General features: G+C 49.1%; 10 protein-coding genes. 3 read left to right on the forward strand and 7 right to left on the reverse strand.

All coding sequences use genetic code 11. From position 1 onward, the window contains the following. Positions 1-327 precede the first annotated feature (327 nt). The 4 genes from ABC831_RS19210 to ABC831_RS19225 form a co-directional block, all read right to left on the reverse strand. Positions 328-1851: a response regulator transcription factor gene (locus ABC831_RS19210; protein ID WP_343249686.1), complete on the reverse strand. Its 1524-nt coding sequence runs from the start codon at positions 1849-1851 to the stop codon at positions 328-330. Continuing rightward, positions 1844-3634: a cache domain-containing sensor histidine kinase gene (locus tag ABC831_RS19215; RefSeq protein ID WP_343249687.1), complete on the reverse strand. Its 1791-nt coding sequence runs from the start codon at positions 3632-3634 to the stop codon at positions 1844-1846. Before ABC831_RS19215 ends, ABC831_RS19210 begins: the two co-directional genes overlap by 8 nt. Before the next feature lie 356 nt (positions 3635-3990). Further along, positions 3991-5478 (reverse strand): glycerol kinase GlpK, encoded by a 1488-nt coding sequence (gene glpK / locus ABC831_RS19220; protein ID WP_343249688.1) that lies wholly within the window; start codon positions 5476-5478, stop codon positions 3991-3993. Between the two features lie 188 nt (positions 5479-5666). After that, positions 5667-6551: a LysR family transcriptional regulator gene (locus tag ABC831_RS19225; protein ID WP_343249689.1), complete on the reverse strand. Its 885-nt coding sequence runs from the start codon at positions 6549-6551 to the stop codon at positions 5667-5669. Positions 6552-6717: 166 nt separating this feature from the next. On the opposite strand from ABC831_RS19225, the gene ABC831_RS19230 reads away from it, so the two are divergent. Genes ABC831_RS19230 through ABC831_RS19240 form a run of 3 tightly spaced genes read left to right on the forward strand, consistent with a single transcriptional unit; the run spans position 6718 to position 8396 of the window. Next, entirely contained in the window at positions 6718-7302 is a 585-nt protein-coding gene (locus ABC831_RS19230) for a chromate transporter (RefSeq protein ID WP_343249690.1), read from the forward strand. Continuing rightward, a complete protein-coding gene (locus tag ABC831_RS19235; RefSeq protein ID WP_158352624.1) occupies positions 7299-7862 on the forward strand; it encodes a chromate transporter in 564 nt (187 codons plus the stop codon). Before ABC831_RS19230 ends, ABC831_RS19235 begins: the two co-directional genes overlap by 4 nt. Before the next feature lie 15 nt (positions 7863-7877). After that, a complete protein-coding gene (locus tag ABC831_RS19240; protein ID WP_343249691.1) occupies positions 7878-8396 on the forward strand; it encodes a hypothetical protein in 519 nt (172 codons plus the stop codon). A gap of 125 nt (positions 8397-8521) precedes the next feature. Here ABC831_RS19240 and ABC831_RS19245 read toward each other — a convergent pair whose 3' ends face one another. From ABC831_RS19245 to ABC831_RS19255, 3 genes are read right to left on the reverse strand one after another with little or no spacing between them, the layout of a single operon-like run. Beyond that, positions 8522-8902, reverse strand: coding sequence for a DUF1667 domain-containing protein (locus ABC831_RS19245; RefSeq protein ID WP_343249692.1), 381 nt, complete (start codon positions 8900-8902; stop codon positions 8522-8524). Next, positions 8899-10173 carry an NAD(P)/FAD-dependent oxidoreductase gene (locus ABC831_RS19250; RefSeq protein WP_343249693.1) on the reverse strand — a complete coding sequence of 425 codons (1275 nt, stop codon included), beginning with the start codon at positions 10171-10173 and terminating at the stop codon, positions 8899-8901. Before ABC831_RS19250 ends, ABC831_RS19245 begins: the two co-directional genes overlap by 4 nt. Positions 10174-10188: 15 nt before the next feature. After that, positions 10189-11625: an NAD(P)/FAD-dependent oxidoreductase gene (locus ABC831_RS19255; protein WP_343249694.1), complete on the reverse strand. Its 1437-nt coding sequence runs from the start codon at positions 11623-11625 to the stop codon at positions 10189-10191. Between the last annotated feature and the right edge of the window lie 362 nt (positions 11626-11987).

The following is an 11987-nucleotide window of genomic DNA, read 5'->3' on the forward strand; positions in this document are numbered from 1 at the left end:
AACAAGTCCTTTTACAAATCAGCTTAAATTTTTATAAACCGGTTCGTGTTGTATCAGTTTTTTGTCAATGAACATTCCAAACAAAAATCACAAATTCAAAAGTCCTTATAGGTATAACTAAAGTATGTTAATCAATTACTAAATTTCAATCTCTTATAGAAAATCTATCAGCATGAGTGTTATCTGATCATCCCTATTATTATGTAGTGTGATAGTGAATCTATTCCTTTTTACATGTCAGGGAAGCAACCCATGAAATCAGCTTAACATTCAACCAAATATCAGTCAAGCCCAATGCATAAATACACAAAAATCTGCTGCTTCCCCTCATTTTAGTTCCCTCGCCTCCCCTTTCAGATACTGCGTCGGCCACATCCCGGTCTCCTTCCGGAAAACCTTCGAAAAATAATACGGATCCTGGTACCCCACTCTGGCTGCCACTTCCTTCATCAACACCCCGTTCCCCTTCTTCATCATCCTCTTCGCCTCTTCTATCTTAAGCTTCACCGTATAATTCCCCGGCGAAATCCCATAACACTCCTTATAAATCCTGCTCAGATAAGAGGTAGCAAACCCAAATTCGCCGGCGATCTTCTCATTCGTCAGTTGTTCCCGATAGTGCTTCTCAATAAATTCTTTTACCTTCGGCAATACGGGATGCTGCACATCCGCTTCCGGCTGCAATGCCAATTCCTCCATGCAGCTGTCCGTCTCGCGCTTCAGCGACTCAAAATCACAGTGATTAGAGATCACACCCCCCAGCTCCATTCCATTTTGCCGTTCCATCGGTAAACGAAACGCATCACAATAATACGATAACATGCGTTCCAGGCAGCGCAGCAAAAACTTCTGGCGAACCGGAACCTGCCCGCAAAGAGTAAAGAACTCCTCCTTCCAGCGCAGGATTTCCTGACTATCCTTACCGCCGCAGGCCGCACAAAACGCCTGTACGCACTCATTTAATTCAGTTTCGTCCGCACTGTTTATCCGAATCTCTTCCCCTTGAATCAAAAACATGGATCTCCCAAACAAAATCTGCTGATAAATCTCCTTGTGCAGCTGCATATGCATCGCTCCGATCGAAGACAGAGCAATCCCCTTTTTGTGGGTAATCATCGTCACCGGTACCTCTGTCTGCCTTTTCATATATTGATATATCTCCTCCATGCACCCACAGCCCTCTGCACAGCCATCCTTATCCTCATAGATAAATACACACTCTGCCGACGTAAGTCCCGCGATCTGCCAGATACTTCCTTCTCTTCTGCAGGCTTTTAATAATTTCTGCACGTAATCCTCTATCTGCAGGCCGGACCATTTTAGCGCACCTGGAAACATGCCTTCGTCGGCAGTCAGCGGAAAACTGCCGAGGCAGGTCAATGCCACATAACAATTTCCGGCTTCCATCTCAATCTTTTCAATTTTGTGGACATTAAAAAGCCGGCTGAAAATCTCTTCCTTCTGTTCCCGGCTTGCTTCTTCCGCAGCAATCGCCAGCTTTTCCAATAACTCCGTTAACTTCAGCCTGGATATCGGTTTTAAAAGATAATCAAAAACACGGTAACTGATCGCTTTTCTCGCATACTCAAATTCTTGATAGCCCGACAATATAACGACCAACGCATTATTTCCCTGGTTCTGGATACCTTCCAGAAAACCGAATCCATCCATAACCGGCATACGGATATCTGTAAAAACCACATCGGGCCGCTCCTTTTTGTAGCACCGGATACCTTCCTTTCCATTATGGGCGATCCCGATAATCTGAAACCCCATATCTGCCTGTTCTATTAATTTGGCCAGCATTCTGGCTACCGGCGGTTCATCCTCCACAATCAGCACCTTAAGCATGTCTCTTCCCTCCTATCACGATCTCAGCGCCACCAGTCTGCCTGTTACGGATATCGTAGATGAAATCTTCTTTATAAAACAGATACAGCCGCAGAATCGTGTTTCTAAGTCCTAACCCTGAAGCTTCCTGCTGCTTTTCGGGATCCTCCTCCCAGCGGTCAATAATCTCCTTCATTTCCCGGATCTGCTCCTGCGTGAAGCCCTGTCCGTTATCACTGACCGTGATCCTCCATTCTTCGTTGGTCACGCAGACTTCTATCTCTATGTGCCACTGGTATTCCGAATGTTCAAACCCATGTTTAAAACAGTTCTCAATCAAAGGCTGAATCATCAGCTTGGGAACCATCACCTGCTGAGTGTCCCCCTGCTCCTGAATCTTATATTCCATCAGATCTTCGTATCTGGATTTCATCAGGTCGCAGTAATTCCTGGCATAGAAAATTTCACTGGATAAAGGAACCACCCGGTCCTGATACGACGAGGAGTACCGCAGCATATCAGACAATTTGTCACAGAGCACGGGTACCGTCTCACTTCCCTCTTCAAATGCTGTGGCATTGATCACCGAGAGCACATTATACAGAAAATGCGGATTCATCTGAGCCTGCAGTGCACGCAGATTTACTTTTGCCTCATTCTCAATTGATTGGTTCAAATGACGGAACATGTTAGAAAATGCTTCATTCAACTTCTGGACGATATCCACCTCTCCTTCCTCATCCAGCACCACAGAAAGATTGCTCATCTTAACTTCTTTCAAGGATTCCACCAGTTGGACCAATGGCTCCGTTAATTTTCTGGAAATGATAAAGATCAGAATTACCGTTCCCAAAACAACTAGTATAATCATCACCAAAACTGCTATGAGAAAATTCGACATACCGGTCAGCAGCTTCCCATTAGGCTGGATCACAACCACTTTCCACTTATAATCATCCGCTGCACTGACCGTGATCCCCTCCTGCCTCTGACTTATCGGATTTTTCCGATTATCATAGGTTCCGCTTTCCGTTTGTAATGAGAGATCCCGGTAGTAATGCATCAGCTTTTCCGAATACCCGGAACTGTTTGAATACATGAAGCGGCCATCCTTGTCATATATAAAAACCTGATACGCTTCCTGTTCCTCAATATCCGCAAAAGAAAAGAATTCTTCCACATGAGTCTGCACTTCGATCAGTCCTGAAACTCTTCCTGTTACCGCATTTTTCAGCGGGCGGAATACGGAAAGTATCTGTGTCGTCTGATTCTCCCAGTAATCTCCCTCTATAAGGAAATACCGTTTCAGTCCTTCTTCATTCATCTTATCTATGATCTGGGCATATCGCCTTTCCACATTGTCTTTCTTTACATTTTCCGACCGTTCGTTGTACTTGCCATAACTCAGATAATCCCCCTGCTCATTGTATACACAAATTCTTCCGACAACGAATTTAGGACCATTGATATTTAACAGCGTATTCTGAAGCTCTCTTCTCTCATAAATATGCGAGTCAAAATAATTCCCGTCATACTGTTCCGATATCTGTTCAAAACACTCAATAATGTCCGCGCTGCCCAGGACCTGCAGGGCTACCCGGTCCATGTTGGACAGGGACATCTCCAGCTGGGAGCTCAGCCGATCCGTCATCACCATCTGGTTCATGGTCAGCTTCTCCTGCTCCCGATTGACCAGAAAAACGAACAACATCAGTATTATCACTGTCATGACCACCATCATTGACAGATACCAGATAAATATTTTATGTTGAATCCTTGTATGGAATATTTTTTTCTTTCTCATGTATCTACCTCACTGATTTTGATTCTATTATAGGGTGATTCGACATTATCTGACAATAGGCTTTTACAGTTATTATCTCTGTCAACTTCTCAGTAAACCTTGTATCCAACGTCGTTAAAAGCATCTTTCCTAAAGCAGAGTGATCTCCCATAGATGATGTTATCCCATAGTATCTCTTTCCTATACGAATAAAAATACGGTACCCATCCGTCTGCCCCCATGGACAACCTCTGAATACCGTAATTAATATTCCATTATCAATTTCATGACTTATAAAGTTAGTTATATTGGCTGGTTTTCCGTTGCATCGGTAGGATTCCGTTGCTCCGTCAGACATTTTAAATACTATGCACCTTCTATTCCGCCCACCCAAACGCACACTTCACAGCCTTTTTCCACCCCCGCAGCAGTTTTTCCCGTTTCGCCTCCTCGATCTTCGGGCTAAACGTCTGAGACAAGGCCCAATTGCTTCGAATCTCCTCTCTGCTCTTCCAGAACCCAACCGCTAATCCGGCCAGATATGCCGCTCCCAAAGCAGTCGTCTCGATACAATCCGGCCGCAGCACATCCGTATCCAGTATATCCGCCTGGAACTGCATCAGGAAGTTATTGGCGCAGGCACCGCCGTCCACTTTGAGACTCACCAGCTTAATATTGGCATCACTCTCCATCGCTTTACACAGATCGTAGGTCTGATAGGCCAGGGATTCCAGAGTCGCCCTCACCAGATGGGCCCGGTTAAACCCGCGGGTCAGGCCCACGATCGCGCCTCTGGCATACTGATCCCAATAGGGGGCGCCCAGCCCTGTAAACGCAGGCACCACATAGGCTCCCTCCGTATCAGACACTGACATAGCGTACTCTTCAGACTGGGGAGAAGAGTCGATCACTTTGAGCTCATCCCGCAGCCACTGAATTGCCGCGCCTGCCACAAATACGCTGCCCTCCAGCGCATATTCCACTTTACCGTCCAGTCCGACCGCTATCGTGGTCAGCAGTCCGTTCCTAGAAGCCACTGCTTCTTCTCCTGTATTCATCAGCAGAAAACAGCCGGTACCATAGGTGTTCTTAACCTCCCCCGGTTTAAAACAGCACTGCCCGAACAGCGCGGCCTGCTGATCTCCGGCAGCTCCGGCCACCGGTATCCGTCCGCCGATTACCGAGGTGTCCGTATAGCCATAGATACAGCTGGACGGTTTCACTTCCGGCAGCATTGCCATCGGGATATCCAGCAGATCCAGGATTTCCCTGTCCCAGCAAAGGTTATGTATATCGTACAGCATCGTACGGGATGCATTGGTATAGTCAGTCACAAAGCACTGGCCCTTGGTCAGGTTCCAGATCAGCCAGGTATCCACGGTACCGAACAGCAGCTCTCCTTTTTGTGCCCGCTCTCTGGCTCCTTCCACATGATCCAGGATCCATTTAATCTTCGTCCCGGAAAAATAAGCGTCCGGGATAAGTCCTGTTTTCTGCCGGATCATCGGGGCATATCCCCGCTCCTTCAGGTCATCTACGATACCGGAGGTACGGCGGCATTGCCAGACGATCGCATTGTACACCGGACGGCCCGTCTCCTTCTCCCAGACGATCGTCGTTTCTCTCTGATTCGTGATTCCGATACCGGCGATCTCTCCGGCTGTGGCGCTCACCTGATACATCGCCCATTTCATCACTTCTGTCATGGAATTCCAGATCTCCAACGGATCGTGCTCTACCCATCCGGGCTGTGGATATATCTGGGTGAATTCCTTCTGGGCCACGCTGCACATCTGGCCCTTTTCATTAAACAGAATACAGCGGGAACTTGTGGTTCCCTGATCCAACGCCATTATGTACTTCATTGTTCAAACCTCCGTCTGTATATAGTTTTCAACTACCCCATTTTACTCTATCAAACCGCTGCGCGCTCCGGCGCAGATATAATGTCTACCGACATTATATCACGATTGCACGCAATCATGATACCTCCGCAGGATGCACACTCCGCGCCAGGGAAAGCGCTCCGGCGCAGATATAATGCCTATCGACATTATATCATACAATCCTCCCCCGTACATAGGCGGATAAAGGATTTTGCCGCTTCGGTGAGGAATTTATTCCTGTGGCGGATCACGGAAAAGGACCTTTCTAAGTCCAGCCCCCGAATCCTGGTGCTGGCGATCTCGCCTTTTTCCAGGCTCTCCTTCACGAACAGGTTCGGCAGCACCGACACGCCCAGCCCCTCAGCTACCGCGCGTATAATCGCCTGGGTACTCACGCTCTGCCAGGAGGGAACCACTTCTACTTTTCTCACCCGCAGTGCCTGATCGAAGATCTCCCTGCCCGCGCTTCCCCTTTCCCGCATGATGAAGTTCACTCCCCTGAGCTCGCTGATATCGATCTCCTCCCGGCCAGCCCATGGGTGATCCACGGAACAGATCAATACCAGCGGATCTTCCATAAAACAAATCTTCTCTATATAGGAGCTGGAGATCTCCCCCTCCACCAGTCCTACGTCGATCTCATTTTTCAGTACCGCCCGTTCCACAGCTTCCGTATTATCGATCTGAACATGCATCTGAATAGCCGGATAGAGCTTCTGGAACTCCTTTGCATACTCGGGCAGCAGATAGTTTCCGATCGTGATGCTGGCCCCGATCCGCAGGACCCCGATCTGATCCCAGTTCCGAACATCCTGTTCCAACTGGTCAAACAGTGATACAATGTGGATAGCGTACTGCAAAAACTGTTTCCCGGTTTCCGTAATATACAGCCTTCTGGCGATCCGGTCAAACAGTTTGACTCCATAATATTCTTCCAGTTCCGCGATGGCCAGGCTCGCTGCCGGCTGCGCGATAAAGAGCTTTTCCGCGGCGGCCGTGACACTCTCGCACTCGCAGACCGCTACGAAGATTCTCATGTGACGTAATGTCATCTTTTCCTCCACACGTGCGTTATCCCGCACAAACAGGCAGGTTGAACTTTTTTGTTCAGCCTCCTTCCTCCAGGTTTCATAAGAAATAATTATAATATTTATATTATTATATTATTTTACATATAAAGCTGTAAAGTATAAAATAACAATGCAAGGAGGAATCTTCATGATTGATAAACCGAAAAAATATTGGAAATTATTTACCTCAACCTTTTTTCTCAGCTCTTTCACCTTCGGAGGCGGCTATGTCATCATACCGCTGATGAAAAGAAAATTCGTGGATGATCTGCAGTGGCTGGAAGAGGAAGATATGCTGAATATGGCCGCTATCGCCCAGTCCTCGCCGGGAGCCGTGGCAGTCAACGCATCGATACTGCTGGGCTACCGGGTCGCAGGCGTCATCGGAGCCGGCATTTCAATTCTGGGCACGGTTCTGCCGCCTCTGTTACTGCTGTCCGTGCTCTCCCTTTTTTATACCGCCTTTCGGAGTAATCCGATCGTCAGCGCTGTATTGGGCGGTATGCAGGCCGGAGTAGCCGCCGTCATCGCCGATGTCGTTATCAGCATGGGCGGCAATATTATCAAAGAAAAAAAGCTGCTGTATCTGTTGATCATGGCCGGAGCATTTCTGGCCACCTATCTGTTCCACATCAACGTCATGTACATCATACTGGTCTGCGGTGCTCTGGGTGCTTTACAGACATTGATTACACACTGGAAAAATAAGAAAAAGGAGCGTGTCCAGCCATGATATATCTGCAGCTATTCTGGAGTTTCTTCCAGATCGGATTATTCAGTATCGGAGGCGGTTACGCGGCCATGCCTCTGATCCAGAATCAGGTGGTGGATCTGCATCATTGGCTGACCATGACGGAATTCACCGACCTGATCACCATATCTCAGATGACCCCCGGACCTATCGCCGTGAATTCCGCCACCTTCGTCGGTATCCAGATCGCCGGCTTTGGCGGGGCGGTCATCTCGACACTGGGATGTATCCTTCCCTCCTGTATCATCGTCTCCCTGCTGGCCTTCCTATATTTTAAATATCAGCAGCTAACCGTGATCCAGGGTGTACTGAACGCACTCCGCCCGGCAGTCGTGGCACTGATCGCCTCCGCAGGACTGACTATGATCATCCTGGCCTTTTGGGGAGAAGGCGGCTTTGTCACAGATCTTGGCGCGCTTCACATATCTTCGGTGGTTTTATTCTCCGCCGCACTCTTTATCCTTAGAAAATGGAAACTGAGTCCCATTATGGTTATGGCCGGATGCGGGGTAATCGGCGGAATCCTCTATTTTATACCTTAGAAAGGCGGGATCAGAATGAATCTGAAAATAGTCAAAACACCTCTGCTGTGGAAGCTGACCGATGAACAGAATCAGGTTGTGGCACGCCTCTTAGGGCGGATTACCGGACCGGAGAAGACCGTGTGCTCTCCGGACGGTACTGCTGTATACAAGGTCGACAAGGGGCCAGCGGCTTCAAGTACCGGTTTACAATATAAAATGTACCGCGGCGCTTCCCTCTTTGCCGTGGCCGATGTACCGGGTCCGGAGGAGAACCTGCTGGAGATATCTGTGTCCCCAACCTTTTTATTTCGGCCCCCACGGGTTCAAAAGATCAGTGTCCAGGCCCCCGATGGCCCCTATATCCTCCAAAGGATGGAGGATGGCCGTGTAAATATCAGCAGCCCGGGAAAAGATCTGGGGAGCATTTCTCCCTTTTCTAAAATGGGTCATCAAATGCTGAGTCTGGCCCCGGAGACAGATCCTCTGTTTTTCGCAGGCCTTTATGTAATGGCATATTATATGTCCCACGAGGACGACATTGATATTGTATAGCGTGACAGGTAACTATGTATTTGCTTCCCTTTACGGATAAATGCGTGCCTATACAGCATTTCTTAGGAGCAGCTATGCTGCTTGGCCGCCCGAAGGACATACCTGAAGGAATGCATAACGTATACTTATAAACGGTTCCCCGTAGCAACTGCTGACACACCGGTCCCGGCCACATCGGATAGTATGACATCCGAGATGTGGACCGGGGCCTTCACCTCTACCTTTTTCAGAGCTTTTACAAAGTCAAAAATCTTCTCCTTGGGTATGCTCCGTTCACTCTTTACCGAAACAGTCTCATGGGACCGGTTTGCAAGACGTACCGTGGTCGTCACCATCCGTTCCGGGTTTGTCACTTCGTTTCTGGCATACTGCTCGCCCTTTTTACAGGTATTACCGGTAACCTCCAGAATCTGCCCGCCCTTACATGTGACGGTTATCATGCATCCCAGTGGGCAGCCGATACATACCAGTTCTCTGTTCTCTGCGGAATCCTCTTTCAATGTCATTCCCCTCCCTTCTCAATGCGGATTGTTATTTTTTTGAGATTCGGATATTCCCCGAACTGCTGTTTTTGCAGCCGGATTTCTTCCATCTCCCCGGGTGCCATGACCGGGCGCTTTTGCCGTTTGATGCAGGTATCATCAAAATATGTACAAATATAACAGCCTTTGTATACATCTCCCACACGGAAGCGGACCGTCAGCTTATCCTCCATTCTGTCCGTATGGATGTATTTCGGCACCGTGTAGCGCACGCCGCCTTCCGCAGCCAGCTCCACACATCCGGTCTCTTCCGGGCGTTTGGCTCCTTCCCGGATATAGCGGGCCGCGTTCTTACCCGCTGCTGCTGCCTCTTCTGATACATAATCGACCAAATCGTGCACATGCAGCACGTTGCCGCAGGCAAATACGCCTTCCACATTGGTCTCCAGACTTTCATTCACCACCGGGCCTGAAGTGACCGGTTCCATATCCACGCCCATACCTCTGGACAATTCATTTTCGGGGATCAGGCCTACGGATAGCAGCAGGGTATCACAGGAAATATATTCTTCCGTACCGGGTATCGGCTTTCTATGCTCATCCACCTGTGCCACAGTGACACCCTTTACCCGTTCTTTCCCATCGATATCGATCACAGTATGGCTTAACTTTAACGGTATCCCGAAATCATCCAGGCACTGCACGATATTCCGCTTTAATCCGCCGGAATAGGGCATAAGCTCAGCCACCAGCTTCACCTTCGCGCCCTCCAGCGTCATTCTTCTGGCCATAATCAGACCGATATCTCCTGATCCCAGGATAACCACCTCCCGGCCGGGCAGATAGCCTTCCATATTTACCAGACGCTGGGCCGTTCCGGCGGAGAATATCCCGGCTGGCCGGTATCCGGGAATATTCAGCGCGCCCCTGGGCCGTTCCCGGCATCCCATGGCCAGTATGACCGCTTTCGCCTGGATCTGGAATAATCCTTCCTCACGGTTCATAGCGGTAATGCATTTCCCGCTGCTGATATCCATAACCATAGTATTCAGCTTATATTCGATGTCCAGTTCCTTCACCCGCTCAATGAATCTGGCCGCGTATTCCGGTCCGGTCAGCTCTTCCTTGAATGTATGCAGCCCGAATCCATTGTGAATGCACTGATTTAAGATACCTCCCAATGTGTGGTCCCGTTCCAGAATCAGAACGCTCTCTATCCCCTGTTCTCTGGCCGAAGCCGCGGCGGCAAGTCCGGCCGGTCCGCCTCCGACGATGACGATATCATATGAAAGCATGCTCATATCCTCCTTTTACCATCTGTCCTTATTGATTCCCACAATGATCTTCGACGCTCCGCCGCTTTTGGTGATTTCTTCCATCGGCAGCCCAAGTTCCCGTTCCAGGATTTCCATTGTCCTGGGGGAACAGAATCCCGACTGGCACCGTCCCATCCCTGCCCTGGTCCTCCGCTTGACTCCGTCCAGGGATCTGGCACCTACGGGCCTGTGGATCGCGTCCATAATTTCCCCTTCGCTGATCATTTCACAACGGCAGATGATGGTTCCATACTCCGGCTGCTGCCGGATCAGTTCATTTCGTTTTTCCGCAGACAGTTCGGCCGGATTCAGGATCCCTTTTCTGACAGGAGTGAATTCCGGATTTTCCGATAACCGCAGACTTTCCCGAAGCTGCTCTGCCATCCAGGCTCCGATCGCCGGCGCACTGGTCAACCCCGGGGATTCGATTCCGGCAGCGTCGAAGAAATTCTTAGCGTCCCCGGCTTCCCCCAGTATAAAATCATCCGAATCCTCGTGTGCCCGCAGTCCGGCAAAGGAAGTGATCACCTGACGGATGGGAATATTTTTTACAGAATGCCCCACCTTATCCAGCAGATAGTTAAGCTCCTCCTGTCTGACACAGGTCTCTTCCTTATCTTCCACGTCTACCGCAGTGGGCCCCAGAATCAGGTTGCCATGTACGGTAGGAGCTACCAGAACCCCTTTCCCATATTCGCCGGGCAGCGGGAAGATCGTCCGGGCTACATGCCGGCCGGCCGTATGATCCAGCAGACAGTAGTCCCCGCGTCTGGGCGTGATATGTAACTTTTCCTGACTGACCATATTGTGGATGGCATCCGCATAGACACCGGCCGCGTTCACGATGGCCCTGGTACGGTATTCCCCCCTGGATGTGCGGATCACATAGCCCTCTTCCTCCTTTTGGATCGCGTTTACTTCTGTGTCAAACCGGAATTCGATTCCATTTACGGCCGCGTTTTCCGCATAGGCGATCGTCATTCCAAAAGGACATACGATGCCCGCCGTGGGCGCATAGAGGGCCGCCAATACACCGTCCGCCAGATTCGGCTCCATCTCATGTACTTCATCCCGGCCCATGATCCGCATATCTTTTACACCGTTTTGGACACCGCGGTCGTATAACTCCTGCAGCTTTGGAAGATCCTTCTCTTTGCGGCAGACTACCAGTGAGCCATTTTTGACAAATGGAAAATCCAGCTCTTTGGAGACCGATTCCATCATTTCGCTTCCCCTGATATTGAAATAGGCTTTTTTCGTACCGGGCAGGGCATCAAAACCGGCATGGGCGATAGCACTGTTGGCTTTGGAGGTTCCGCAGCAGACATCCTCGCACTTTTCCAATACACAGGCCTTCACCTGGTATCTGGAAAGTTCTCTGGCAATGGCGCAGCCGGTGACTCCGGCCCCGATAATCACTACATCATACATCCTTCTTCTCTCCTTTTTTCTGGTTATTCTTTCGCTTGTATTCCCTTTTCCTTTTCCTTTTGCGTTTAAAAACCCATTTAGTTTTAATTTTAGACGCAAAAAAGCTAAGCCAAAATAGATCCTGAAGGACCCGTTTTTTGCTTAGCTCTTAATCTCATGCAAATATGTATTCTATTTTCCTCTGTTTACTATACCACAAATCGATAACTGCTACAACCTTTTTCTTGTTTAATTATTTTATTGGCTCGAATGAAATTCTAAATTCCACCCTCATGCTGAATTTAGTCTTACACTCCTCCCTGTCTCTGTTTTATGATTCTTAGTGTCTCCTATCCGCAGTAGAAAGAGGTACTTATGTCTAA

The organism is Diplocloster hominis, assembly GCF_032380655.1.
Classification (GTDB): Bacteria; Bacillota; Clostridia; order Lachnospirales; family Lachnospiraceae; genus Diplocloster; species Diplocloster hominis.